Origin of the sequence: Streptomyces sp. NPDC017095 (genome assembly GCF_044332325.1) — a bacterium.
GTDB lineage: Bacteria > Actinomycetota > Actinomycetes > Streptomycetales > Streptomycetaceae > Streptomyces.
In genome coordinates, this window is record NZ_JBIROU010000005.1 from 446006 (window position 1) to 472955 (window position 26950).

Annotated in this window: 15 protein-coding genes and 1 pseudogene; 8 read left to right on the plus strand and 8 right to left on the minus strand. The window is 72.5% G+C overall.

Annotated elements, in window-relative coordinates:
• Positions 1 to 231: 231 nt before the first annotated feature.
• The 5 genes from ACH4OA_RS13340 to ngcE form a co-directional block, all read right to left on the minus strand.
• On the minus strand, positions 232 to 1338 hold the full coding sequence (locus tag ACH4OA_RS13340) for a substrate-binding domain-containing protein (protein ID WP_397969043.1): 1107 nt from the start codon (positions 1336 to 1338) through the stop codon (positions 232 to 234).
• Positions 1339 to 1471: 133 nt separating this feature from the next.
• Complete coding sequence (locus tag ACH4OA_RS13345; RefSeq protein WP_365871082.1) at positions 1472 to 2671, minus strand: ROK family transcriptional regulator; 1200 nt, start codon at positions 2669 to 2671, stop codon at positions 1472 to 1474.
• A 185-nt stretch (positions 2672 to 2856) separates the two neighbouring features.
• On the minus strand, positions 2857 to 3780 hold the full coding sequence (locus ACH4OA_RS13350) for a carbohydrate ABC transporter permease (protein ID WP_365871080.1): 924 nt from the start codon (positions 3778 to 3780) through the stop codon (positions 2857 to 2859).
• Between the two features lie 14 nt (positions 3781 to 3794).
• The gene (locus ACH4OA_RS13355) at positions 3795 to 4730 is read right to left on the minus strand and encodes a carbohydrate ABC transporter permease (protein WP_397969002.1); all 936 of its coding nucleotides are present in this window, start codon (positions 4728 to 4730) and stop codon (positions 3795 to 3797) included.
• An 81-nt stretch (positions 4731 to 4811) separates the two neighbouring features.
• On the minus strand, positions 4812 to 6275 hold the full coding sequence (ngcE, locus tag ACH4OA_RS13360; protein WP_397969004.1) for an N-acetylglucosamine/diacetylchitobiose ABC transporter substrate-binding protein: 1464 nt from the start codon (positions 6273 to 6275) through the stop codon (positions 4812 to 4814).
• Positions 6276 to 6613: 338 nt separating this feature from the next.
• Between ngcE and ACH4OA_RS13365 the strand changes: the two genes are divergently transcribed.
• Both ACH4OA_RS13365 and ACH4OA_RS13370 read left to right on the plus strand, forming a co-directional pair.
• Positions 6614 to 10417, plus strand: a complete 3804-nt coding sequence (locus tag ACH4OA_RS13365) for a GH92 family glycosyl hydrolase (RefSeq protein ID WP_397969006.1) — start codon at positions 6614 to 6616, stop codon at positions 10415 to 10417.
• 307 nt (positions 10418 to 10724) lie between these two features.
• The gene (locus ACH4OA_RS13370) at positions 10725 to 11600 is read left to right on the plus strand and encodes an alpha/beta hydrolase (protein WP_365871191.1); all 876 of its coding nucleotides are present in this window, start codon (positions 10725 to 10727) and stop codon (positions 11598 to 11600) included.
• A 78-nt stretch (positions 11601 to 11678) separates the two neighbouring features.
• On the opposite strand, the gene ACH4OA_RS13375 is transcribed toward ACH4OA_RS13370, so the two are convergent.
• The gene (locus ACH4OA_RS13375) at positions 11679 to 12590 is read right to left on the minus strand and encodes an NADP-dependent oxidoreductase (protein ID WP_397969008.1); all 912 of its coding nucleotides are present in this window, start codon (positions 12588 to 12590) and stop codon (positions 11679 to 11681) included.
• 136 nt (positions 12591 to 12726) lie between these two features.
• A pseudogene (locus ACH4OA_RS13380) lies at positions 12727 to 15117 on the minus strand (GH92 family glycosyl hydrolase); the annotation flags it as partial.
• A gap of 597 nt (positions 15118 to 15714) precedes the next feature.
• Here ACH4OA_RS13380 and ACH4OA_RS13385 point away from each other — a divergent pair.
• The 6 genes from ACH4OA_RS13385 to ACH4OA_RS13410 all read left to right on the plus strand — a co-directional run bounded on the left by ACH4OA_RS13385 (position 15715) and on the right by ACH4OA_RS13410 (position 23955).
• Positions 15715 to 16248 (plus strand): 2,4'-dihydroxyacetophenone dioxygenase family protein, encoded by a 534-nt coding sequence (locus ACH4OA_RS13385; protein ID WP_397943173.1) that lies wholly within the window; start codon positions 15715 to 15717, stop codon positions 16246 to 16248.
• 33 nt (positions 16249 to 16281) lie between these two features.
• Positions 16282 to 17634, plus strand: coding sequence for an MFS transporter (locus tag ACH4OA_RS13390; RefSeq protein ID WP_397969010.1), 1353 nt, complete (start codon positions 16282 to 16284; stop codon positions 17632 to 17634).
• On the plus strand, positions 17631 to 18782 hold the full coding sequence (locus ACH4OA_RS13395) for a 2,3-butanediol dehydrogenase (RefSeq protein WP_397969011.1): 1152 nt from the start codon (positions 17631 to 17633) through the stop codon (positions 18780 to 18782). The genes ACH4OA_RS13390 and ACH4OA_RS13395 overlap by 4 nt, the downstream gene beginning before the upstream one ends.
• Positions 18779 to 19660 carry an SDR family NAD(P)-dependent oxidoreductase gene (locus tag ACH4OA_RS13400; RefSeq protein WP_397969013.1) on the plus strand — a complete coding sequence of 294 codons (882 nt, stop codon included), beginning with the start codon at positions 18779 to 18781 and terminating at the stop codon, positions 19658 to 19660. Before ACH4OA_RS13395 ends, ACH4OA_RS13400 begins: the two co-directional genes overlap by 4 nt.
• Before the next feature lie 366 nt (positions 19661 to 20026).
• Positions 20027 to 21007, plus strand: a complete 981-nt coding sequence (locus ACH4OA_RS13405) for a helix-turn-helix domain-containing protein (RefSeq protein WP_397969015.1) — start codon at positions 20027 to 20029, stop codon at positions 21005 to 21007.
• A gap of 257 nt (positions 21008 to 21264) precedes the next feature.
• Positions 21265 to 23955, plus strand: a complete 2691-nt coding sequence (locus ACH4OA_RS13410; protein WP_397969017.1) for a SpoIIE family protein phosphatase — start codon at positions 21265 to 21267, stop codon at positions 23953 to 23955.
• Between the two features lie 150 nt (positions 23956 to 24105).
• Here the strand turns inward: ACH4OA_RS13410 and ACH4OA_RS13415 are convergent, their stop codons facing one another.
• Positions 24106 to 26928: an aconitate hydratase gene (locus ACH4OA_RS13415; RefSeq protein ID WP_397943183.1), complete on the minus strand. Its 2823-nt coding sequence runs from the start codon at positions 26926 to 26928 to the stop codon at positions 24106 to 24108.
• Between the last annotated feature and the right edge of the window lie 22 nt (positions 26929 to 26950).

The following is a 26950-nucleotide window of genomic DNA, read 5'->3' on the forward strand; positions in this document are numbered from 1 at the left end:
TGAGTTGGGGGGTTCCGTCCGGCGCCCCGGGCCGAGCTTGCGGGGCTGTCCGATGCGCCGGGGCGCCGGAGGGAGTAAGGGTGCGGCCGGCCGTCGGCGCGGCGGGCGTTCACGGGGTGGACGCCCGCGGCCGGAAGGGGCCGGGTACCGCTGGTCCGCGCGGGCCCGGCCCGGTGGCGGGCGGCCCTGGCGCGGTCGTTCGTCCGGGCCGGCGGCCGGCCCGGGATGCCGCTACTTGTTCAGGCCCAGCTTGTCGCAGGCGGCCTTGTACTTGCCGGCGCAGATCTCGTCGAGGGTGTAGATGCCGTCCTTGACGACGGTGTCCTTGATGTTGTCCTGGGTGAGGGACACGACCGGGACCAGCACGCTCGGGACGTCCTTGACGCTGGTGCTGGAGACCTTGTCCTTGGCGATGGAGTCCAGGCTCTCGCCCTTGGCCAGCGCGACGGCCATCTGCGCGGCGGTCTCCGCCTCCTGCGGGTACGACTTGTACACGCTCATGTACTGGTCGCCGGTGACGATGCGCTGCACACCGGCGAGTTCGGCGTCCTGGCCGGTGACCGGGATGTCCAGGCCCGCGGCCTTGAGGGCGGTGATGATGGCGCCGGCCATGGTGTCGTTGGCGGAGTAGACGCCCACGATGTTCTTCTTGCCGACGGCGGAGATCGCCGCCTCCATCTCGGAGTTGGCGTTGTCCGGCGCCCACTCCTTGGTGTCGTACTCCTTGGCGACGGTGACCTTGCCGTCGAGGACGGAGTGCGCGCCGTCCTTGAACTGCTTGGCGTTGGGGTCGGTCACCGAGCCGTTGATCATGACGATCTTGGAGGACTTGGTGGCCTTGCCGCCCAGCGCCTTCAGCAGCGCCTGGCCCTGGGTCTTGCCGACCTCGACGTTGTCGAAGGAGGTGTAGGCGCTGATCGGTCCCTCGGCCAGCCGGTCGTAGGCGACGACCTTGATGCCCTGGTCCACGGCCTTCTTGACCGAGTTCTGGATGGCCTTGGCGTCCACCGGGTCGATGATCAGCACGTCCACCTTGTTGGTGATCATGGTGTCGACCTGCTGGGCCTGGAGGTTCGCGTCCTGGCGGGCGTTGTTGTACTCGACCTTGGCCTTGCCGTTGGTCAGCTCGCCGACCTTCTTCTCGATCATCGGCCGGTCGAACTTCTCGTACCGCGCGGTCTTGTTCTCCGGCAGGAGCAGACCGACCTTGATGTCGTCACCCTTCTTGGCCGACGTGGAGGAAGAGTCGTCGTTGCCCTTCGACTCCTTGGCGCTGCCACAGGCCGCGAGCGAGACGGCCATCGCACCGGCGGCAACGGCAACGGCGGCACGACGCATACGTGCGTTCACTTGAGAAACCTCCCTGACGAGGCCGCGACGTTGCGGCCGAGGTGGCTGGAAGTCAACTCGGCCACACGTGCGACGTCAAGAAGTAAATCCTTAACGAGATGGCAACGGTGCCATCCGTTCTCTAAGTGAAGGCAGGGGCCGCCGCGGGCATCGCGCCCTCCAGCAGGGTGGAATCGCCCATCTCGTTCAGGGCCAGGGCGAGCGCGCCCAGCACCTCCGCGCGTCCGCCAAGTGCCCCGGGGAGTACGGACAGTTGGCGCGCGGCGCTGGGGATGGCGTAACGGCCGACGGACTCCCTGATCGGTCCGAGCACCAGCTCGCCGGCCTCGGCGAGATCGCCGCCGAGGACCACCCGGCTCGGGTTCAGCAGATTGCAGAGATTGGCCACGCCGCTGCCGATGTGCCGGCCGACGTCGGCGATCACCCGCCGGCAGCCCGGGTCGCCGTCCCGGGCCAGCCGGACGACGCCCTCCATGGTCAGGCCGGGGCCGTGGCTGGGCTGGAGCAGCGGGAGCACGTAGCGCGCCGCCGCGAAGGTCTCCAGGCAGCCGCGGTTGCCGCAGCGGCAGACCGGGCCGGACTCGTCCAGCGTGATGTGCCCGATCTCCCCGGCCGTGCCGCCCGGGCCGCGGTAGATCGTGCCGTCGATCACCAGACCGGCGCCGACACCGCTGGCGACCTTGATGTACGCCAGGTCGCGCACGCCCTTGCCGCTGCCCCAGACCAGCTCGCCCAGGGCGCCGAGGTTGGCGTCGTTGTCCACGTGCACGGGCACGCCGAGCCGCTCGCGCAGTTCCTCGGCGGGCTTGGTGCCGCCCCAGCCGGGCAGGATCGCGGTGGATCCGAGGGTCCCGGACTCCACGTCGATCGGGCCCGGCACGCCGAGTCCCACGCCTGCCACCTTGCCCCGGTCCACGCCCGTGGCCGCGATCAGCCGGCTGACCAGCCGCTCGGCCCGGTCGAAGCCCTGGTCGGCGGAGGCGTCGACGTCCAGCGGCTCGGCCTCCTCGGCCAGCACCTGATGGGCGAGGTTGCCGACCGCGACGCGCAGATGCGTGTGCCCGAAGTCCACCCCGATCACGATGCCGGCGTCACCGCTGAGGCTGACGCTGCGGGCCCGCCGCCCGCCCGCCGAGGTGGGCGTGACCTCGACGGTTCCCCCGTCCTTCAGCTCCCGCACGATATTGGAGACGGTCGCGGCGGACAGACCGGTCGTCCGCGCGATCTCCGCCTGCGTGAGGGAACCGGCCAGGCGCACGGCCCGGACGACCCGCTCCAGGTTGGCCCGGTGCAGTGACGACTGCGACCCTGGAGTCTCCACGACGACCTCCTGAGCGCGGGGCCGCTTCGGCGAGGCCCCGTGTATGTCCAACTAGTGAACTCTAAGCTGAGCCGTTCGGGGCGACTCCCGTCAAGAGGTTGAACCGTTTCCGGGTACACGCTCCGGACATGCGCACGCCGCCTCCGTGACGGAAGCGGCGTGCGCGCGGGCGGTCGCGCAGCGTGTCACTTCAGCGTGGCAGAGGTCAGACCCGCCTGCACCTGGCGCTGGAAGGACAGGTAGACCACGAGCATCGGCAGCATGGCGATCGTCACACCGGCGAAGAGAACGGGCAGGTCGGTGGCGTATCCCTGCTGCTGTTGGAGCTGGATCAGGCCCTGCGTGAGGACGTACCGCTCCGGGTCGGAGCCGCTCTGCGGCTGCATCAGGACGGTGGGCAGGATGAACTGGTTCCACTGACCCAGTGTGTTGAAAATCCCCACGCTGACGAGTCCGGGTTTCGCCATCGGCAGCATCACCTGGAAGAAGGTCCGGGTGTGCGAGGCGCCGTCCAGGACGGCCGCCTCGAAGACCGCCGTGGGCAGGGTCCGGAAGAAGGCGTGCATGAAGAAGACCGTGAACGGCATCGAGTAGGCGATGTAGACCAGAACCAGACCCTGGTAGGTGTTCAGCAGGTCCAGCCGCTTGACCATGAAGAACAGCGGCACCAGGGCCAGGAACACCGGGAACATCGCGCCGGCCACGAAGAAGTAGTACAGCAGCCGGTTGCCCGCGAAGCGGTACCGGGCCAGCACGTACGCGGCCATCGACCCGAACAGCATGGTCAGCGGCACGGAGAAGACCAGGACGATCACGGTGTTCAGGAAGTAGCCGCCGATGCCCTTGTCCCAGGCGCGTCCGAAGACGCCGAGGGACCAGTGTTCCGGCCAGCCGAAGGCCGAGCCGCCGATCTGGGCGTCGGTCTTGAAGGAGCTGAGCACCAGCCACAGCAGCGGCAGCACGATCAGCAGGGCCCACAGGGCGAGGAAGCCGTGCGAGAAGACGTTCAGGACCAGGCCCTCGCCGCGGCGGTCGCCGGGGCGGACGGGAACCCCGGCCGCGGGCCGCCCGGCGGGGGCGGGGGCGGTCTCCTTGATGGGTGCGCTCATCGTCGGCACTCCGCTCAGAACTCGATGCGCTCGCGGCGGGTGGCGCGGAGCGTGACCACGGACAGGACCAGGGTGAGCAGCAGCATGATCACGCCCATGGCGCAGGCGTAACCGCTCTTGCCGTAGTAGAGGAAGTTCCGCATCATCACCGTCGACATCACGTCGCTGTCGTGGTCGGGGCCGCCGCCGTAGGCGCCCATGTTCTGGGTCATCGAGGAGACCAGGACGAACATGTCCATGGCGACGATGCCGAGGTAGACCCAGGCCGTCTGCACGGTGTCCCACAGCAGCGGCAGGGTGATGCGGAAGAAGGACTGGTGGCGGCCGGCCCCGTCGATCAGGGCCGCCTCATAGATGTCCCGCGGGATGGACTGCATGGCGGCCGAGAACAGCACCAGGTAGAAGCCGACGCCGTGCCAGACCACGACCAGCATCAGCGCCCACAGCACCATGTTCGGCTCGTTGAGCCACTCCACCGGGTCGTCGGCGCCGACCAGGCCCAGCTTGATCAGGAAGCCGTTGAGCAGACCGCCGCCGTCGCTGCGGTAGACCGCGTTGAACAGCACGGCGAGGATCGCCAGCGACAGCACCTGCGGGAAGAAGTAGACGATCTTGTAGAACGTCGACCCGGCGACTCCGCGCACCCCGCCGGCCCGGCCGCGTCCGCCCGCGTTCAGCATGAAGGCGAAGAACAGGGCGAGCAGGATGGTGATCACCGGGATGAAGACCAGGAACAGGATATTGTGCCAGATCGCCTTCAGGAAGACATCGTCCTGGAGGAGTGTCCGGTAATTCTCCAGACCGACGAAGCGGAAGGTCTGCGACTGCCCCTTCCAGTCCGTCAGGGAATAGCCGAACGTCTGGATGTACGGCCAGATCACGAAGATCACATAAAGCGCCACGGGAACGAGGAGGAACCCCGCGACGAACCGGTACTGCCCTTTGCGCATGACGTATTTCCCGACCTGTCATCCAGTGCCCCGCGGGGGTACGCGGCGGTGCGCCCCGTACCCCCGCGGCGGCGGGCGGACCTAATCCCGGTGGTTCTTCTTGGACGCGGGGTCCTTGGCCTGCTTGTCGACCGCCGCCTGACAGCGCTTCAGCCACTCCTTGGGCTGGATGCGCCGGGACATCAGCTCGTTGGACGCGGCCTCGAGGGCGGTGCCCATCTCGCCGTACCACTCGGTGTACAGGTAGCGGAAGGTGTCGCCGCCGGCGGCCTTGGACGCCTCGACCGTGGACTGGGTGCCCGGGCGCAGCCGGACGCCCGGGTCGACGCCGTCCTTGAGGATGGTGAGCGAGTTGGCCTGCTTGGCGAAGAGCGTCGACCACTCCTTGGACAGCATGCGCCGCATGAACTCCTTGGCCGCGGGCAGGTTGCCGGCCTTCGCCGGGATGATGAAGGGCTCGCCCGAGCCGGCCCGGATCGCCTGGAACGGCAGCTTGCTGCCGGGCAGCACCGGCATGGGCAGGAACTTCATGTCGAAGTCCGCGGGCGTCTGCTTCAGCTGCTCGTTCTCCAGCCAGGAGCCGGAGGTGATGAAGGCGGCCTTGTACTGGTTCCAGCGGGTCTGCGACTCGGTGTGGGTCAGGCCGTTCGTGCCGGGCATCAGATAGCCCCGCTCGACCACCTCGTAGATCGCCTCGATGGCCGCCTCGGCCGCCTCGGAGCCGACGAACGCCTTGGGATCGAGGTTGTCGATGGCCTTCATGGCGTCCAGACCGCCCTTCTTGGCGATCAGGTCCATGATGGCGACGTTGATGTAGTACGGGTACTTGCCCTGGTGGGCCAGACCGCCGATGCCCTGGGACTTGGCGTCCTTGCAGAGGGCGAGGAAGTCGTCCCAGGTCTTGGGCTCCTCCCAGCCCTTCTCCCGGAACAGCTTGCCCGAGTACCACAGGCCCCAGACGGTGTAGATGTAGTTCAGCGCGACGACCTTGCCCTCCTGGAGGCCCGGGTCGAGCGTGCCGGGGATCAGGGTGTCGCGGACCTTCTTGGCGGGGTCGTCCACGGAGGGCGCGTCCAGCACCTCGGTCAGGTCCAGCAACTGGCCGTTCTTGTACAGGACGTCGACCTTGATCTGCTGGGCGCCGGAGTCGTCCACGATGTCCGGCGGGTTGCCCGCGTTGAAGCGCGGCTGCAGCTTGCCGGTGATCTCCTGGGTGCCGGTGTGGGTGGCGGTGATGCCCAGCTTGGTGCCGAAGTCGGCCTCCCAGGCCTTGGCGTAGTCGTCGCCGTAGCCGCCCTTGAAGACGACGACGTCCAGCTTGCCGCCCTTCTTGGCGCCGAAGGGGTTGTCCTTGGACGTCTTGCCCTTGGTGTCGCCCTCGCCGGCGTCACCGTCCCCGCCACCGCTGGCACACGCGGACAGGAAGCTCATCGCCGGCACGGCGGCCAGACCGAGCGCGGCGGACCGCTTGATCAGCGCGCGGCGGCCGACACCCGTCGCCTCCGGGTGGCCGGCACGGTGGTTCCCGTCGGAAGTGGATCCCATGCTCAAGTCCTCGCCTTCTCCAGGACTCAGGCGGTGAACCGGATCCTCCCGGCACCGCGGTCGGGTCGTGCAGGGTCGTACGGGAAATGCCGACAGGTATAGTCCACTTGACGTCGGCGGACAAGATCGAATGCAAGGTTCCCGATCGGTCTTTTCCGAGTTGAGACCTCCCGGAAATATGCGCCCGCAACACGCGCCGTGCCGGAAAATTCCCCGTCACGACTCCCTGAATGCCACAGGCAACACCCTTGACACCACCGGTTACTTGACCACCTACTGGTGACTGCGCCCGTAACTGACAACGTTGTCCGACGGGGTGCGGGAGGGGAAATCCGTAGATGCAGCGGAGAACTCGGCACAGCTGGGGTCCGGCGGCCGTCCTCACGGCCGCCTTCGTCATGGCCGTCGGCGCGCAGGGCGCGGCGGTCGCCCTGCCGGCCAAGGCCGCGGCGGCCGACCGGGAGTTCGCGTCCTCGTTCGAGGCGGGCGAGCCGGCGCCGGACTGGCTGAACACCGTCGACACCGGCCCGGACGGCGCCAAGCGGGCCGCGGGGGTCGACGGCGGCTACAGCACCGGCATCCCGGGCAACGTCACCGACCACGTCACCGACGTCCGCACGAGCGGCGAGAACACGGGCGCCGGTGAGGTCGGGGAGAACCTGGCCGACGGCGAGCCCGGCACCAAGTGGCTCACCTTCGCCCCCACCGGCTGGGCGGAGTTCGACCTCGACCAGCCCGTCCGGGTGGCGACGTACGCGCTCACCTCGGCCAACGACTACGCCGAACGCGACCCCGCGGCCTGGACCCTGAAGGGCTCCGCCGACGGCACGGACTGGAAGACGCTCGACACCCGCTCCGGCGAGAGCTTCCCCGAGCGGTTCCGGACCCGGTCCTACGACCTGGCCGAACCGGCCGAGTACCGGCACTTCCGGCTGGAGGTGACGCGCAACAACGGCGCCCCGGACCTCCTCCAGCTCGCCGACGTGCAGTTCGCCACCGGCGGCGACGGCGGACCGGTGCCGCGGGACATGCTGACCCTGGTCGACAAGGGCCCGAGCGGCTCCCCGACCGCCAAGGCGCGGGCCGGGTTCACCGGACGGCGCGCGCTGCGCTACGCCGGCCGGCACACCGCGGACGGCCGCGCCTACTCGTCCAACAAGGTGTTCGACGTCAACGTGCGGGTCGGCCGCGACACCGCGCTGTCGTACCGGATCTTCCCGTCGATGGCCGACGGCGACCGCGACTACGACGCCACCTACGCCTCCGTCGACCTGGCCTTCACGGACGGCACCTGCCTGAGCGGCCTGGGCGCGCTCGACCAGCACGGCTTCCCGCTGTCGCCGCGCGGGCAGGGCGACTCCAAGGCGCTGTACGTCAACCAGTGGAACAACGTGTCCGCGCGGATCGGCGCGGTGGCGGCCGGCAAGACCGTCGACCGGATCCTGGTGGCCTACGACTCGCCGGACGGCCCGGCGAAGTTCCGCGGCTGGCTCGACGACGTGTCCCTGCGGCCCATGCCGCCCGAGAGACCGAAGGCGCATCTCGCGGACTACGCGCTGACCACCCGCGGCACCCACTCCAGCGGCAGCTTCTCGCGCGGCAACACCTTCCCGGCCACGGCCCTGCCGCACGGCTTCAACTTCTGGACGCCGGTGACCAACGCCTCCTCGCTGAGCTGGCTGTACGAATACGCACGTGCGAACGACGCCGGCAACCGGCCGACGATCCAGGCGTTCAGCGCGAGCCACGAGCCGAGCCCGTGGATGGGCGACCGGCAGACCTTCCAGGTGATGCCGTCGGCCGCGTCCGGCACCCCGGACACCGGCCGCGAGGCGCGCGCGCTGGCCTTCCGGCACGAGAACGAGACCGCCCGGCCGTACTACTACGGCGTACGGTTCGACAACGGCCTCCGGGCCGAGATGGCCCCGACCGACCACGCGGCCGTCCTGCGCTTCACCTATCCCGGCGACGACGCGAGCGTGCTGTTCGACAACGTCACCGAGCAGGCCGGCCTGACCCTCGACCGGGAGCACGGGACCGTCACCGGCTACTCGGACGTGAAGTCGGGCCTGTCCACGGGCGCCACCCGGCTGTTCGTGTACGGCGAGTTCGACAAGCCGGTGACGGACGCCGGGTCGAGCGGGGTGAAGGGCTATCTGCGCTTCGCCGCCGGCGCCGACCGCACCGTCACGCTGCGCCTGGCCACCTCGCTGATCGGTGTCGGGCAGGCGGCGGAGAACCTGCGCCGGGAGATCCCGGACGGCACGTCCTTCGGCACGGTCAGGGACCGCGCCCGGCAAACCTGGGACGCGCTGCTGGGCAAGGTCGAGGTGGAGGGCGCGACCCCGGACCAGCTGACCACGCTCTACTCGGGTCTGTACCGGCTGTACCTGTACCCCAACTCCGGCTTCGAGCGGGTCGACGGCGAGGACCGGTACGCCTCCCCGTTCTCCCCGATGCCGGGCCCGGACACCCCGACGCACACCGGCGCGAAGATCGTCGACGGCAAGGTGTACGTCAACAACGGGTTCTGGGACACCTACCGGACCACCTGGCCGGCGTACTCCTTCCTGACGCCGTCCCGGGCGGGCGAGCTGGTCGACGGGTTGGTGCAGCAGTACAAGGACGGCGGCTGGACCTCCCGCTGGTCCTCGCCCGGCTACGCCGACCTGATGACCGGCACCTCCTCGGACGTGGCGTTCGCGGACGCCTACGTCAAGGGCGTGCGCTTCGACGCGGAGGCGGCGTACGAGGCGGCCGTGAAGAACGCGACCGTCGTGCCGCCGGCCCCGGGCGTGGGCCGCAAGGGCATGACCACGTCGCCCTTCCTCGGCTACACCGCCACCGACACCCACGAGGGCCTGTCCTGGGCGATGGAGGGCTACGTCAACGACTACGGCATCGCCAGGATGGGCGAGGCGCTGTACGCGAAGACGGGCGAGAAGCGCTACCGGGAGGAGTCGGCGTACTTCCGCAACCGGGCCCGGGACTACGTGAAGCTGTTCGACACCAGGGCGGGCTTCTTCCAGGGCCGGGACGCGGACGGCGCGTGGCGCGTGGACTCCGCCGCGTACGACCCGCGGGTGTGGGGCTACGACTACACCGAGACCAACGGCTGGGGCTACGCCTTCTCCGTCCCGCAGGACAGCCGGGGCCTGGCCAACCTGTACGGCGGCCGGGAGGGCCTCGCGGACAAGCTGGACGCGTACTTCGCCACCCCCGAGACGGCCTCCCCCGACTACGTGGGTTCCTACGGCGGTGTCATCCACGAGATGACCGAGGCACGGGACGTCCGGATGGGCATGTACGGCCACTCCAACCAGGTCGCGCACCACGTCCTGTACATGTACGACGCGGCCGGCCAGCCCTGGAAGACGCAGGCGTACGTGCGTCAGGCGCTGGCCAGGCTCTACACCGGCAGCGAGATCGGGCAGGGCTACCACGGCGACGAGGACAACGGCGAGCAGTCGGCCTGGTACCTGTTCTCCGCGCTCGGCTTCTACCCGCTGGTGATGGGCGGCGGCGAGTACGCCATCGGCTCGCCGCTGTTCAAGAAGGCGACCGTGCACCTGGAGAACGGCCGGGACCTGGTGGTGCGGGCGCCGGGCAACAGCGCGCGGAACGTCTACGTGCAGGGTGTGCGGTTCGACGGCCGGCCCTGGACCTCGACCGCGCTCCCCCACGCGCTGCTGGCCCGGGGCGGGGTACTGGACTTCGCCATGGGCCCGGAGCCGTCGGCCTGGGGCTCGGGCGAGGACGCGGCACCGGTCTCCCTCACCCGGGACGACAAGGTGCCGGCCCCGCGCGAGGACACGGTGCGGGGAGCCGGCGCGCTGTCCGACGACACCTCGGCGACGAGCGCCACGCTCACCTCGGCCGACCTGCCGGTCGAGGGTGCCGTACGGCCGCTGCAGTACACGCTGACCTCGGGCGCCGACCACGCGAGGGCGCCGGCCGGCTGGACCCTCCAGGGCTCGGCCGACGGCACGGTCTGGCGGACCCTGGACCACCGCTCGGGCGAGACGTTCGCCTGGGACCGGCAGACCCGTGCCTTCACCATCGCCGCGCCGGGCACGTACACCCGGTTCCGCCTGGTCCTGGACGGCGAGTCGACGCTGGCGGAGGTGGAGCTGCTGGCCTGACGTCGCGGACGCGCCGTGTCCGCCGTATGGCCGAGCGGGGCCGACCGGGGTTTGCGGCGGCGGGGTGACGAGGACAGCGTGGGAGCACGGCCGCGCGCAGCGGCCCCGCGGGACGGCCGGTCCGACCGGCCGGTCCGGCGGGCCGCCGCCGCACCGCGCACGCTTCGTCCGCGCGCCCCACGGCGCGGCCGACCGACAGGAGGTACCCCCGGTGCTGACCGTATCGCCTCCAGGGCCCGCCCGGCCGGACGCCCTCACGGCCCCCGCGCCCGCCGAACCGGACAGTCCCGCGCTCCAGGGTCCCGAGGTGCGGGACGTGACGCTCGACGGCGGGAACGGGGTGCGGCTGTCGGGGCTGCTCGCCGAGCCCCCCGGCGGGCGGGCGCCCCGGGCCGTGGTGGTCGCGCTGCACGGCAGCGGCATCCGCGCCGGCTACTTCGACAACCGGGCGCGGCCCGGACTGTCGCTGCTGGACCTGGGCGCCCGGCTCGGCTACACCGTGCTCGCGCCCGACCGCCCCGGCTACGGCGCTTCGGCCGCCGTGCTCCCCGACGGGCAGGACCTGGCCGGGCAGACCGCCACGCTGGGCGCGGCGCTGGCCGACTTCGCCGGGCGGCGGCCGGTGGGCGCCGGGTTCTTCCTGCTCGCCCACTCCGCCGGCGGCAGGCTCGCGCTGTCCACCGCCGCGACCGGATCGCCGCCGGCCCCGCTGATCGGGCTGGACATCTCCGGCCTGGGCAGCGTCTTCGCGGTGGAGGAGGACGAGCTGCCCGGCGCCGGTGCGCCCGGGGCGTGGCGCCGGCACTGGGGGGCGCTGCGGCTGTATCCGCCGGTGGCCTTCCGGCTGGGCCGGCGGCTGGTGGCCCCGGTGCCCGTCGTGGAGGCCGGCGAGACCCTGCTGTGGCCCGGGACGTACCCGGCGCTGGCGGCCCGGGTGCGGGTGCCGGTGCGGTTCACCTTCGCCGAGCAGGAGGAGTGGTGGCGCAGCGACGAGGAGGCGGTGCGCGCGCTGCTGGCACCGCTGGCCGCGCCGCGCGCGGTGGTGGACCGGCTCCCCGACGCCGGCCACAACATCAGCCTCGGCTGGGCGGCCCGCACCTACCACCTGCGAGCCCTGGCCTTCCTGGAGGAATGCCTGCTGACCCGAGAAGCAGCACCACCCGGCCGCCCGGCGGGTGCCTGACCGCCGCCCGGGCCGCACCTCACTGACCCGGCGGGCCGGGGGGCCGTCGGACGCGTGGTGGTCCGGGGGTCGGTGGGCTCAGTCGGGGAGTAGGACTATCTTGCCTCGGCCGTGGCCGGTGTCCAGTTCTCGGTGTGCTTCGGCGGCCCGGGCCAGTGGGAGGGCCTCGCGGATGTGGACGGTGAGCGTGCCGTCGGCGACCAGCGCGGCCAGCTCCGCGAGCCGCCGCGCCGAGCGCCGGCTGCGGAGCCACCGCACGCCCAGTTCCGCGCAGGCGTCGTAGGCGAAGACCGTGCCCACCCGGTTCCTGTCCCCGACGAGTCCGGCCGCCACCCGCAGGCCCTCCGCGCTCGCCGTGTCCAGGGCCGCGGCCACGCCCTCGGGCGCCGCCGCGCGGACCCGGCCGGCCAGACCCGCGCCGTAGGCGACCGGGACGGCGCCCAGTTCCCGCAGGTAGGCGTGGTTCTCCTCGCGGGCGGTGCCGATCACCTTGGCGCCCCGGGCCGCCGCGAGCTGGACGGCGAGGGTGCCGACACCGCCGGCGGCGCCGTTGACCAGCACGGTCTCGCCCGCGCTGACGCCGAGGTCCTCCAGCGCGGTGTGGGCGGTCTGGCCGGAGGCGGACAGGCAGCCGGCCACCTCCCAGGACAGCGCCGGGGGCTTGGGGACGATCTGGTCGGCGGGGGCGACGACGTACTCGGCGTAGGTGAGCTGCGTGCGGTAGCCCAGGACCTCGTCACCGGGCGAGAAGCCGGTCACACCGGCGCCGAGCGCGTCCACCACACCGGCGAAGTCCCCGCCGGTGACGTGCGGGAAGGCGAGGGTGAAACCGGGCGGGCTCCAGCCCTGGCGCACCGCGCAGTCGGTGGGCTGGGCCCCGGCCGCCTTCACCCGCACCCGCACCTCTCCCGGGCCCGGTTCGGGCGTGGGCAGCTCCATCAGCTCCAGGACCTCGGGACCGCCGAACGCGCGGAACGCGACAGCCTTCATCACTCGACCTCTCCTGTCGGTACGACGACGGAGCGAACGTAGAAGCTCAAGTCCGCTTGAGGTCAAGCGCCGTCCGCGGGTGGGGACGCGCGGCGCGCGCGGGAGATCACCCGGTCCGGGGTGGCCCGTCCGCCCCGAAGGACGGCGGCGGGTTGTCCACGCCCCAGTCCCGGAGCGGGGTGGCGGACAGGGTGTAGTCGAGCCGGCCGCCGTCGCGGACGAAGGACGCCGGCAGCCAGGGGCGGTCGCCGGGACGGCCGTCCACCCGCAGGGACCGGACGTACGGCGTGCCGGCCGTCGCGCCGGCGGCGTGCACCACGATGTCGTTGCCCCGCGGCCGGCTGATCTCGGCCCGCTCGAACAGCGGGGAGGCGAGGACCAGTTCGGCCCGGGACGGCACCTGCGGGTACATGCCGAGCGCGGCGAAGACGTACCAGGCGGACAGCGCGCCCAGGTCGTCGTTGCCCGGGATGCCCTCGGGCCGGGCGGACCACAGCCGCCGTACCGCCGCGCGGACCGTCTCCTGCGTCCGGTAGGGCGCGCCCGCGTAGGCGTACAGGTACGGGACGTTGACCGACGGCTCGTTGGCCAGCTCGGCCTTGGTGCCGCCGCTGCCGGTGAGGGCCCAGCCGCCGTCGGCGTCGTGGAAGAAGTCGTCCAGCCGGGCGAGCGCCCGGTCCCGGCCGCCCATCGCCGCGAACAGGCCCGCGGGATCGTGCGGGACCATCCAGGTGTACTGCGCGGCCGTGCCCTCGACGAACCCGTCCCCGGTGTCCGGGGTGAAGCCGGGGACCCAGCCGCCGTCGGCCCGGCGGTCGGCGATGTAGCCGCCGTCCGGGCCGGCCGCGGGGTTGAAGTTGTTCCGCCACCACTGGGCGCGGCGGGCGAACACGGCCGCCGTCCGCCGCTCCCCGGCCGCGTCGGCGAGCCGGGAGAGCGCGAAGTCCGCGGTGGACATCTCCAGGGTCTCGGCGGCGCCGGCCCAGGCGTGGGAGACGGACGGCATGTAGTGCAGATCGAGGTACCGGTCCAGGGAGGGCCGCTGACCCACCGACAGCACCGGCCGGCCCGCCGCGGACAGGTCGCCCGGGGTGGGGACGGTGGCCGCGCGCACCAGGGAGCGCAGCGCCCCCGCCAGGTCGAAGCGGGTGCCGCCGAAGGCGTGGATGCCGGCGAGCGCGGTCGGCGAGGGGTCGCCGTTCATGACGTGGGTGCCGCTCGCGCCGTGCAGCCAGCGGTCCCAGACGCCGCCGTTCTGCCGGGCGAGTTCGTACAGCGACTGCGCGATGTCCGAGCCCGTGTCCGGGTCCAGCAGCGTCAGCAGCTGCACCTGGTCGCGGTAGACGTCCCAGCCGGAGAACGTGCCGTACTGCGCCCGGTGGCCGGCGCCCACGGTGTGCACCCGGCCGTCGGCGCCCCGGTAGCGGCGGTCGGCGTCGCTGATGACGTTCGGGTGCAGCAGCGCGTGGTAGAGCGCGGTGTAGAAGACGGTGCGCTCGGCCTCGGTGCCGCCGCCGACCCTGACGGCCGCGAGGCGCTCCCGCCAGGCCCGGCGGGCCGCGTCCCGGACCGTGCCGAAGGACCGGTCCGGCGGGTTCTCGGCGGCCAGGTTGGCCGCGGCGGCCTCGCGGCTGACATAGGAGACGCCCACCTTCACGTGCACCGGTCCGGCGCCGGGCGCGAACCGCACGTAGCCGCCCGCGCCCTTCCCGGCGACCGGCCACCCGCCGTGCGCGAAGCCGCCGGCGCCGCCGGAGGCCGTCCGCGAGCCGGGCTCCAGCCTGCCGTCGTGCCAGGTGCCGACGGCGGCGAAGGCGCGGTCGAAGCGGGCGGTGAAGTGCAGGGTGTAGTAGGCGCGCCGGCCCTCGGGGTCGAGGTGGCCGCAGAAGTTCCCGGAGGTGACCGAGCCGGAGACCGTCCGGGCGGCCGGGTCGATCCTGACCGTCGAGTCCGCCGAGCCGGTCTCGGAGTTGGCGGTGCGCACCAGCAGGGACGCGGGTTTCCCGGGCGGGAAGCCGAAGCGCGCCGAGCCGGTGCGCGCGGTGGCGGTGAGGTCGGCGGTGACACCGGAGGCCAGGCGCACCCGGTAGCGGCCGGGCTCGGCCCGCTCGTCGGTGTGGCGGAAGCCGGACGCGTAGACGGCGTCCCGGGTGTCGCTCGCCGGGGAGGAGGTGACCTCGCCGGCGTACGGGAAGAACGGGATGTCACCGCTGCCGCCCGCGCAGCCGGTGCCGGACAGGTGGGTGAGGCTGAAGCCGCGGACGCGGGTGGCGTCGTACTGGTAGCCGCCCGGGGCAGCGGTCCTCGTCGCGTCGCCGCGGGTGTTCTCCGGGCTCCAGGAGAGCATACCGGACGGCACGACGGCGCCCGGGAAGACGTCGCCGCCGCCGCGGGTGCCGATGAGCGGGTCGACGTACGGCGTCGGGTCCTCGACGAGACCGGGGAGGGCGGCCGCGGGCGCGGGGACGGAGCCGCCGGCGGCCGCGAGGAGCACGGCCAGCAGCAGGGACAGGGGGCGCAGACGCATGGCGCGGTCCTTCTCGGGACGGACGGGTCGCGCACCAGGGGTCGCACCAGCCGCGGGGACGATAGCGTGCGCCACCAGTAGCACACGGGACCGTCCGCGCTCCGGGAGGCGCACGCCGGGTTCACCCGGTCGGCCCAGCCAACCGGGTTGACTGCGCTCGCGGTTGAGGCGGTAGAGTCACGTAACGAACGTTATGACAACGATGTCGCCATCGGCGGGCGCACCAGCGGCGCCACCCGAGGCCATCCCCTCCGGGCAGGCTTCCCACCCCCCTCACCTGCCCGGCTCGCGGACCCGGTGCCCTCGGCCACCGGGTCCGCCCTGAGCTACGGCGAGGGGGCGCCGACCACGCTCCCGCCCCCCGGTCGTCATGGAGTTCACTGCGCCCCCGGGTTCACGGTCGAAGCCCTTGAAGCCCGTGTCCGCACCGGCAGTCGACTCGGCTGGCCCGTGACGGCAGGCCGGTGATCTCGGACCCGGTCCGGGCGGACGTCCGGAACAGGCAAAGAAGGGTGTCCCGTACGGGACAGACAGGACAAGCGTCGCGGGATTGACTTCCAGCCAACCACCCGATGAACGAGCCAGGGAGTCCGTTCCATGCCTGAGCAGCCGAAGAACGAGTTCTGGAAGAACCTCAAGCCGATCGAGAACTCGTTCAAGCCGGACGCGCTGCCGGAGGTCTACCTCTCCGACGTCGCCACCGACGACGACCGCTACTACGCGCCCTTCACCGACACCGTCAGCTCCCGCCCGCTGTGGATCAACGTGAAGGACAACACGTGGTCCGACATCCTGCGGGCCAAGGAGGCGGGTCTGGTCAACCGCCACTACCACCCGCACGAGGTGTTCGCGTACACCATCTCCGGCAAGTGGGGCTACCTGGAGCGGCCCTGGACGGCCGGCGCCGGTGACTTCGTGTACGAGGCTCCGGGCGAGGGCCACACCCTGGTCGCGTACGAGAGCGAGCAGCCGATGAAGGCGCTCTTCATCGTCAAGGGCCCGCTCATCTGGCTGGACGAGAACGGCGAGCCCACCGGCTTCTTCGACGTGCACGACTACATCGAGATGTGCCGCCGCCACTACGACGAGGCCGGCATCGGCGCCGCCTACGTCGACTCCCTGTTCCGCTGACCGGCAGCGTCCGGAACCCGACACGAGGTCGCCATGACCAGAACCCCTTCCCGGTCCGGCGCCGCGGCGCCGGACCCGGTGACGGCACCCGGGGACGCCGAGGCCCGCCGCTATGAACACCGCCTGCTGCTCGTCCTCTTCGCGGCCTTCGGCTTCGTCTTCTTCGACCGCCAGGCGCTGACCTTCCTCGCCCCGTTCATCTCCGACGACTTCCACCTCTCGCACACGGCCCTGGGCGTCCTGTCCGGTGTGCTGGCGCTCACGTGGGCACTGTCGGGGCTGGTCTGCGGCAGGCTGGCGGACCGGTACGGCCGCCGCCCGGTCCTGATCGCCGCCGTCGTGCTGTTCTCCTGCTTCTCCGCGGTGGGCGGCCTGATGACCGGCTTCGCCGGTCTGCTGATCGCCAGGGCCCTGATGGGTCTGGCGGAGGGCGCGGTCCTGCCGCTGGCGCAGTCGCTGATGGTGGAGGCCTCGCGGGAGCACCGGCGGGGCCTGAACATGGGCCTGCTCCAGGGGTCGTCGGCGGGGCTGCTGGGCGGCATCGTCGCCCCGCTGGCCGTGGTCTGGATCGCCGAGCACCACACCTGGCGGACGGCGTTCCTGGTGACCATCGTCCCCGGGCTGCTGATCGCCGTGTGGATCGCGCGGTCGGTACGCGAGCGCCCGCCCGTATCGGTGCTCCCCGACGTATCAGACGCCACCGTGCCGGAGGAGGCGGCGCCCCCGCTGCGCGAGGTGCTGCGGGAAGTGCTGGCGCACCGCAACATCGTGCTGTGCGCCCTGGCGGCCTGCTTCTACCTGACCTGGTTCACGGTCATCATCACCTTCACGCCCACCTACCTGGAGGACGAGAAGGGCTTCTCCCCCAGCACGATGAGCCACGTCATGACCTGCTTCGGCGTGGCCTGGGTGCTGTGGGGCTTCCTGACCCCGGCGGTGTCCGACCGGATTGGCCGGCGGGGCGCGCTCATCGCCTTCACCGTCGTGGCAGCGCTGTGCCCGCTGGCCGTGGTGTACGTCGACGACCCGGTGCTGCTCGGCGGCGTCGTGGTGCTCTCGTACACCGGTCTGGGCTGCTTCACGCTGATCATGGCGACCATTCCCGCCGAGTCCGTGCCGCGACGGACGCTGACCGTCGCCCTCGGCCTGGTCATGGGCGTCGGCGAGCTGGCGGGCGGGTTCATCGGTCCCCTGGTCGCCGGGCTGGCCTCGGACGTCTGGGGTCTGGACGCGGCGATGTTCATCTCCTGCGGCGGCGCCGTCGCCGTGGTCCTGCTCGCGGTGGGGCTGCGGGAGACCGCCCCCGCGGTGCTGCGCCGCAGGGGCACCGACACCGGGCCCGCACACGACGCCACACCGGTTGCCGCCTCGGAGGGTGCGCTGTGAAGGCCGCGGTCTGGTACGGAGCGCGTGATGTACGCGTCACCGAGCGGGAGGTGACCCCGCCGGGCCCGGACGAGGTGCTGCTGTCGGTGGCGTACTGCGGGATCTGCGGCAGCGACCTGCACGAGTACACCGACGGCCCGCACTCGGTGCCGGTCGACCAGGTCCACCCGGCCTCGGGCGCCCGCGCCCCGCTCGTCCTCGGGCACGAGTTCTGCGGCACGGTCACCGCCGTGGGCTCGGCCGTGCACGGGCTGGCGGCGGGTGACCGCGTCGCGGTCGAACCGCACTACCGCTGCGGCGCCTGCCCGCGCTGCCGGGCGGGCGAGTACAACATCTGCCGCCACTTCGGCTTCGCCGGGCTGATGGGCCACGGCGGGCTGGCCGAGTACGCCACGGTGCCCTCGTACATGGCGCACCGGCTGCCCGACGAGGTGCCGCTGGAGCAGGCGGCCCTCTTCGAACCGGCCTCGGTCGCGCTGCACGCGCTGCGGCGCGGCGGGGACGCCGACAGCGTGGCCGTCGTGGGCCTGGGCCCGGTCGGACTGTTGACCGTGCTGCTCGCCGCGTGGCGGGGAGTCCGGCGGATCGTCGCCTCCGACGTCGACCCCGCCCGGCTCGGCCTCGCGGCGCGCCTCGGCGCGACCGAGGTGGTGGACGCCCGGGAGGCGGACGCGGGGCTCCGGGTGCGTGCCGCCTGCGGCGGTGAGGGCGCCGACGTCGCCTTCGAGGTGGCCGGCTCCCAGGCGGCCCTGGACACCTGCCTGGCGGCGACCCGCCGCGGCGGGCGGACGGTGCTGGTGGGGCTGGGGCGCCGCGTCAGCTTCGACTCCTCCGCCCTGGTGGACAACGAGCACTCGATCACGGCGAGTGTCGGCTACCGGGACACCTACCCGGAGCTGATCCGGATGGTCGGGACGGAGGGCCTGGACCTCCGCCCCGTGGTGACGTCCGTCATCGCCCTCGACGACGTGGTGCGCGCGGGGTTCTCGTCGCTGCTGGACGGCGGCGACCAGATCAAGATCCTGGTGTCGCCCTCGGCCCCGCCCTCGATCTCGCACTCGCACTCGGCCTCGGCTTTGGCTTCGGCCTCCGAGGAGCACGCCCCGGCGGCCCCGGCGCACGCCGACCGGGAAGGAGACAGCCGATGACCACCGGCGCACCGACCGGCCCCGGTACCGGGCCCGTACCGCCCGCCACGGGCGCCGCCCCCACCGCCGCGCCGTCCGGCCCCGTACCGCCGGGGACCGCGCCGTCCGGCGGCGCTCCCTTCCCCGGGCCCGTGCCCGGCAGCGCCCCGCCGTTCCCCGGCCCCGACGCCTTCGCGGGCCGCACCGCGCTGGTCACCGGCGGCACCTCGGGCATCGGGGCCGCCACCGCCGAGCTGCTGGCGGAGCTGGGCGCGCAGGTGTACGCCCTGGGCCTGCCGCCCGCGCCCGGCGGCGAACCGCCCCGGCACGAGCGGGTGCGCGTCATCGAACAGGACGTGACCGACCGGGAGGGGCTGGCCCTCCGTATCGCGGAGACCGGCACCCTGGACCACTTGGTGGTCTGCGCGGGCATGAGCGCGGACCGCGCCGAGTACGAGCCCGCGACCTGGGACCGCGTGCTGGCGGTCAACCTGGGCGCGGCGATGACGGCGTGCGAGGCGGCCCGGCCGCTGCTGGCCCGCCGGGGCGGCTCCGTCGTCACCGTCTCGTCCATGTTCGCGCTGTTCGGCAGCCGGGACCGGCCCGCCTACAGCGCCAGCAAGGGCGGCGTCTCCCAGCTCACCCGGTCCCTGGCGGCCGAGTACGCGCCCGACGGCATCCGGGTGAACGCGGTGGCGCCGGGCTTCGTCGTCACCCCGCTGGCGCGCGGCGTGCTCGACGACCCGGCGGCGGCCGGTGCCGTGCTCGCCCGGGTCCCGATGGGGCGCCTCGGGCTGCCCCGGGAGGTCGCCTCGGTCATCGCGTTCCTGTGCGGCCCGGCGGCGGCCTACGTCAACGGAGCGGTGATCCCCGTCGACGGCGGCTACTCGGCGGTCTGAGACCCGCCCCCTGGCCGGTCCGGCCCCGCACCCGCCCCGCACGCACCCACACCCGCACCCGCACCCGCACCCGCCCAACGGCCCGCGCGGCTCTCCCCCACCCGCCCGCGCAGCTCCCCCCACCTGCCCCGCCCTGTCACTCCCCCGTCCGACGGCCCGCCCCGGTTCTCCGGAGCGGGCCATCGGGCAGGGGTCCGCCGTCGGGTCGTGACCGGAGCCGCGTCACCCAGTAACCTTCGCTGACGGCAGCGCGCGGGCACCCCGGCCGGGTCCGGTCCCGGCGGAACCGCTCCGGCGGGGCCGGCTTCGAAGGCGCACTCCCCCGCGGCGTGCAGGACACTGGCTCACCTCAGCAAGGAGGCCGAGTTGACCGGACACCCCGCCACCGTGTTCTCCCGAGTGTCGACACGGTCGGTCGACCAGGCGGACCGCGTCGGCCTCTGGGAGGACTACAACCGGCAGGCCCTGGTCGGCCTGACCTGTTCCCCGTACTCCGACGACGGGCTGCTGGCCACCCAGACCAACGCCAGCCTCGGCAGCCTGCGCCTGGCCGACATCGCCGGGAACGAGCACGTCATCGAGCGCAACGCGCGGCTGTGCCGGGAGACGCCCAAGGATTCCGTCTTCGCGACCCTGCTGGTCTCGGGGCAGGCGGTGTTCTTCCACAGCGGCGGCTGCCTCAGCCTCGGCGCGGGCGACCTGGTGCTGTACGACACCCGCCGCTCCTACCTGCTCGGTTTCCCCACCACCATGCGCCAGCTCCTGGTGGACATCCCCCGGGAGGTCTTCGCCGAGCGCTGCCTGTCCGCCGACCTTCCGGCGCCGCTGGTCTTCGGGCGGCGGTCGCCGGCCGACGCCCCGGCGGTGCGGGCCCTGGAGTCCGTGCTGTCCGGCTGGTTCGCCCAGCGGGAGCCCGGCGACGTGGCGGGCACCGAGGGCACCGTGCTGGGCCTGGTGCGCTCGCTCGCGGCGTCCCGGATGGGAGGCGGACGGCTCGGGGACGACCAGGGCGCCCGGCTGCTGCTCGCCAAGGAGTACATCGACCAGCACCTGTCCGACCCCCGGCTGTGCGCGGAGCACGTCGCCGACGCGGTGGGCGTCTCCACCCGGCAGTTGAGCCGCGTCTTCCGGCAGGCCGGGCTCAGCCCCTCCCGCCACATCCTCGAAAGCCGCCTGACGCGGGCCCACGAGCAGCTCACCGACCCCGGCTCGGCGCAGCTCACGGTGGCCGACATCGCCCATGTGTGGGGCTTCGCCAGCCAGTCGCACTTCACCCGCGTCTTCCGCGAACGGTACGGACGCACCCCGGGCGAGCTGCGCCCGGCCGCCCCCGGCCGCCCGGACTGACCACCGCGACGGCGAGCGGGCGGCCGGTGCGGGCCGGTGGCCGCCATAGGTTCCGGCCCGGCGCGACGGAGCTGTGGAACCCTCGCCCGCTCCTGCGACCGAGGCGCCCCTCGCGGAGCAGTCGGACGAGGCCGCCCGCGCGCAGACCGCCCGCGCCCCCGCCGTCGTACCTCGCGGGCGTCCACATACGCCCCTGTGGTGTCCACCTCGTGGACGGGCCATAGCCACCCGGAAAACACCGGTGCTACAAATGGCGCATGTCGGACGCATATGCGCGATTCAGGCGCCTCGCCTGGCGGACCGTGAGCGGCAAGAGCCCGCGCAGCGTCGCCGGGCAGGTCTTCCTGCTCCAGGTGGCGCTGGTGGTGCTCCTCGTGCTCTGCGCCGTGATCGCCCTCGTCCTGCAGTCCCGGCGGGACACCACCGCCGAGGCCAGGCGACGCTCCATAGCCGTGGCCCAGACCTTCGCCCACGGGCCGGGCCTGGTCGAGGCGCTGCGGACGCCCGACCCGACCCAGGTCCTCCAGCCGCTCACCGAGGCGGGACGCAAGGCCGCGGGCGTCGACTTCATCGTGGTCATGAACACCCACGGCATCCGCTACACGCATCCGCTGCCCGGCAAGATCGGCCAGCGGTTCGTGGGCACCATTGAGCCGTCGCTGGCCGGCCAGGTGTACACCGAGAGCGTGCACGGTCCTCTGGGCCACGAGGTGCAGGCGATCGTGCCCGTCGACGACGGCCACGGAAAGGTCGTCGCGCTCGTCTCGGCCGGCATGAAGGTCAAGAACGTCACCAGCGCCCTGGACCGCCAGCTCCCGATCATCCTCGTCGCCGGCGGCGGCGCGCTCGTGGTGTCGACCGGCGGTACGGCCCTGGTGGGCCGCCGGCTGCGGCGGCAGACCCACAGCCTGGCCCCGGACGAGATGTCGCGGATGTACGAGCACCACGACACCGTCCTGCACTCGGTGCGGGAGGGCGTGCTCATCATCGGCGCCGACGGCCGGCTGCTGCTCGTCAACGACGAGGCGCGGCGGCTGCTGGACCTGCCCGCCGACGCCGAGGGCCGCACGGTGCGGGAGCTGCCGGACCTGGAACCGGCCACGGCGGAGCTGCTCGGCTCCGGCCGCCCGGCCAGTGACGAGGTGCATCTCGCCAAGGGCCGGCTGCTGGCGGTCAACCAGCGCTCCACGGACCGCGCGGGGCACCCGGGAGGGACCGTCGTGACCCTGCGGGACTCCACCGAACTCCAGGCGGTGTCCGGCCGGGCGGAGGCCGCGCGGGAGCGGCTGGAGCTGCTGTACGACGCGGGCCTGCGCATCGGCGGCACCCTGGACGTGGTCCGCACGGCCGACGAGCTGGCGCGGATCGCCGTCCCGCGGTTCGCCGACTTCGTCACCGTGGACCTGGCCGACGCCGTGCTGGACGGCGAGGAGCCGGGGCGGGCGGCGACGGGGATGCGGCGGGTCGCGGTGAGCGGCGTCGAGGACGACTCCCCGCTCTACGAGCAGGGCCGGCTGATCGACTTCCTGCCCTCCACCCCGCAGGCCCGCGGTTACGGCGCCGGGCGCGCGGAGCTGGTGACCGACCTGGCGGCGGCCGAGGGCTGGCTCGCGCAGGACCCCGAGCGCACCCGGCGCATCCTGGACTACGGCATCCACTCCCTGATCGCCGCGCCGATCCGGGCCCGTGGCACGGTGCTGGGCCTGGCGAACTTCTGGCGGGCGCGGCGGGAGCCGTTCGACGCGGAGGAGCTGACCCTCGCCGAGGAGCTGGTGGCCCGGGCCGCCGTCAGCATCGACAACGCCCGCCGCTACACCCGCGAGCACACCGTCGCGGTCACCCTCCAGCGCAGCCTGCTGCCGCGGGCGCTGCCCGCGCAGAGCGCCCTCGACGTCGCCTACCGCTATCTGCCGGCGCGGTCCGGGGTGAGCGGGGACTGGTTCGACGTGATCCCGCTGCCGGGCAGCCGGGTGGCGCTGGTCGTCGGCGACGTGGTGGGGCACGGACTGCACGCGGCGGCGACGATGGGCCGGCTGCGGACCGCGGTGCACAACTTCTCCACGCTCGACCTGCCGCCGGACGAACTGCTCCAGCACCTGGACGACCTGGTGGGACGGATCGACCAGGACGAGGCGAGCCTGGGGACGGCCGGGCAGATCGTGGGCGCCAGTTGTCTGTACGCGGTGTACGACCCCGTGACGCGGCGCTGTGTCATGGCCCGGGCCGGGCATCCGGCGCCCGCGCTGGTCGGCCCGGACGGCACGGTGACCTTCCCCGAGCTGCCCGCCGGGCCTCCGCTGGGCCTGGGCGGCATGCCGTTCCGGACGGCGGAGCTGGAGCTGGCCGAGGGCAGCCAGGTGGTGCTGTACACCGACGGGCTGATCGAGGACCGCAGGCGGGACCTGGACGAGGGCATGGAGCTGCTGCGCCAGGCGCTGGCGGACCGGCCCGGCCGGTCGCCGGAGGAGAGCTGCCGGGCGGTGCTGGAGCAGCTCCTGCCCGAGCGGCCCGGCGACGACGTGGCCCTGCTCGTCGCGCGCACCCGGGCGCTGCCGGCCGACCGGGTCGCCGACTGGGACGTCCCGCGCGATCCGGCCGCCGTGTCCGGGATGCGCGAGGCCGTCGGCGCCCGGCTGGCGCGGTGGGGCCTGGCCGAGCTGGGCTTCGGCATGGAACTCGTGCTCAGCGAGCTGATCACCAACGCCATCCGCTACGGCTCCGACCCGGTCCGGGTGCGGCTGATCTACGACCGCACGCTGGTCTGCGAGGTCGCCGACGGCAGCAGCACCTCCCCGCACCTGCGGTACGCGGCGACGACCGACGAGGGCGGCCGGGGCCTGTTCCTGGTCTCCCGGCTGGCCGAGCGCTGGGGCACCCGGTACACCCCGGACGGCAAGGTGATCTGGGCCGAGCTCGCGCTGCCGGACGGGGAGACGCCCACCGGCTGACCGCACCGGCCCGGCACGGCGGGGGCGCGCCCCGCGCCGTAGCGGCCGGATACGGCGACGAGCCGCCGGCCGGGTACGGCGACGGGCCGCGCCCCCTCCTCGGGGACGCGGCCCGCCGGCCGTGGGATCGTGCCGTCTACGCGCGGATCACTACTTGCGGATCAGGCTGCGCAGCACGTACTGCATGATGCCGCCGTTGCGGTAGTAGTCGGCCTCGCCGGGGGTGTCGATGCGGACGACCGCGTCGAACTCGACACCGGTGTCGGTGGTGACCTTGACCGTGCGCGGGGTACGGCCCTCGTTCAGCTCGGTGACGCCGGAGACGGAGAAGGTCTCCTCGCCGGTCAGACCGAGGGACTCGGCGGTGTCACCCTCCGGGAACTGCAGCGGCAGGACGCCCATGCCGATGAGGTTCGAGCGGTGGATGCGCTCGTAGGACTCGGCGATGACGGCCTTGACGCCGAGCAGCGCGGTGCCCTTGGCCGCCCAGTCACGGGACGAACCGGAGCCGTACTCCTTGCCGGCCAGGACGACCAGCGGGATGCCGGCGGCCTGGTAGTTCTGCGAGGCGTCGTAGATGAAGGAGACCGGTGCACCCCCGTCACCTTCGGCGGCCCGCGTGAAGTCGCGGGTGTAGCCGCCCTCCGTGCCCGGCGCGATCTGGTTGCGCAGGCGGATGTTGGCGAACGTGCCGCGGATCATGACCTCGTGGTTGCCACGGCGGGAGCCGTAGGAGTTGAAGTCACGACGCTCCACACCGTGCTCGGTGAGGTACTTGCCGGCCGGGGTGTCGGCCTTGATGGCGCCGGCCGGGGAGATGTGGTCGGTGGTGACCGAGTCGCCCAGCTTGGCCAGGACGCGGGCGCCGGAGATGTCCGAGACCGGGGTGGTCTCCATCGTCATGCCCTCGAAGTACGGGGGCTTGCGCACGTAGGTGGACTGCGGGTCCCACTCGAAGGTGTTGCCGGTCGGGACCGGCAGGGACTGCCACTGGGCGTCGCCGGCGAAGACGTCGCTGTAGGACTTGGCGAACATGTCCTCGCCGATGGCGCTGGCGACGACCTCGTTGACCTCGGCCTCGGAGGGCCAGATGTCCTTCAGGAAGACCGGGTTGCCGTCCTGGTCGGTGCCCAGGGCGTCCCGGGTGATGTCGACCTTCATGGAGCCCGCGAGGGCGTAGGCGACGACCAGCGGCGGGGACGCCAGGTAGTTCATCTTGACGTCGGGGTTGATACGGCCCTCGAAGTTCCGGTTGCCGGAGAGGACCGAGGTGACCGCGAGGTCGTGGTCGTTGACGGCCTTGGAGACCTCCTCCGGCAGCGGGCCGGAGTTGCCGATGCAGGTGGTGCAGCCGTAGCCGACGAGGTTGAAGCCGACCTTGTCCAGGTACGGGGTCAGGCCCGCCTTCTCGAAGTAGTCGGTGACGACCTTCGAACCCGGGGCGAGGGTGGTCTTGACCCACGGCTTGCGGGTCAGGCCCTTCTCGACCGCCTTCTTGGCGACCAGGGCGGCGGCGACCATGACGTACGGGTTGGAGGTGTTGGTGCAGGAGGTGATGGCCGCGACCGTCACCGCGCCGTGGTCCAGCTCGTAGGTGGTGCCGTCGGGGGCGGTCACCTGCACCGGGTGGGACGGGACGGCGCCGGTGCCCTGGCCGTGCTGCGGGGCGCCGGCCCCGTTGTCCTGGTGGCCGTAGGCCGGGGCGTCGGAGGCCGGGAAGGACTCGTCGCTCGCCTCGTCCACCGGGGAGGCGGCCGTGCCCTGCTGCGTGACGGGCACCTCGACGTAGTTGAGGACGTCCTTGGCGAACTGCTGGGCGGCCTCGGCGAGGACGATCCGGTCCTGCGGGCGCTTCGGGCCGGCGATGGAGGGGACGACCGTGGAGAGGTCCAGCTCCAGCTTCTCGGAGAAGTCGGGCTCGGCCTGCGGGTCCAGCCAGAGGCCCTGCTCCTTGGCGTACGCCTCGACCAGCGCGACCTGCTGCTCGCTGCGGCCGGTCAGGCGCAGGTAGTTCAGGGTCTCGCCGTCGATCGGGAAGATCGCGGCGGTGGAGCCGAACTCCGGCGACATGTTGCCGATGGTGGCGCGGTTGGCCAGGGAGGTGGCGGACACGCCCTCGCCGTAGAACTCGACGAACTTGCCGACCACACCGTGCTTGCGGAGCATCTCGGTGATGGTGAGCACCAGGTCGGTGGCGGTGGTGCCGGGCCGCAGCTCACCGGTGAGCTTGAAGCCGACGACGCGCGGGATGAGCATGGAGACCGGCTGGCCGAGCATGGCGGCCTCGGCCTCGATGCCGCCGACGCCCCAGCCGAGGACGCCGAGGCCGTTGACCATGGTGGTGTGCGAGTCGGTGCCGACCAGGGTGTCGGGGTAGGCCTTGCCGTCGCGGACCATGACGACCCGGGCCAGGTGCTCGATGTTCACCTGGTGGACGATGCCGGTGCCCGGCGGGACGACCTTGAACTCGTCGAAGGCGGTCTGGCCCCAGCGCAGGAACTGGTAGCGCTCCCTGTTGCGGCCGTACTCCAGCTCGACGTTCTGCTGGAAGGCGTCGTTCGTGCCGAACTTGTCGGCGATGACGGAGTGGTCGATGACCAGCTCGGCCGGGGCCAGCGGGTTGATCTTCGCCGGGTCGCCGCCCAGCTCCTTCACGGCCTCGCGCATGGTGGCGAGGTCCACGACGCAGGGGACGCCGGTGAAGTCCTGCATGATCACGCGGGCCGGCGTGAACTGGATCTCCTGGGCCGGCTGGGCCTGGGAGTCCCAGCCGCCGAGGGCGCGGATGTGGTCGGCGGTGATGTTCGCGCCGTCCTCCGTGCGGAGCAGGTTCTCCAGCAGGACCTTGAGGCTGTACGGCAGCCGGGCCGAGCCCTCCACCTTGTCCAGCCGGAAGATCTCGTACGACTCGTCGCCCACCTGCAGCGTGCTGCGGGCGTCGAAGCTGTTCGCCGACACGACAGTCTCCTTCATTGATGTGCGCGTACCACCGTCA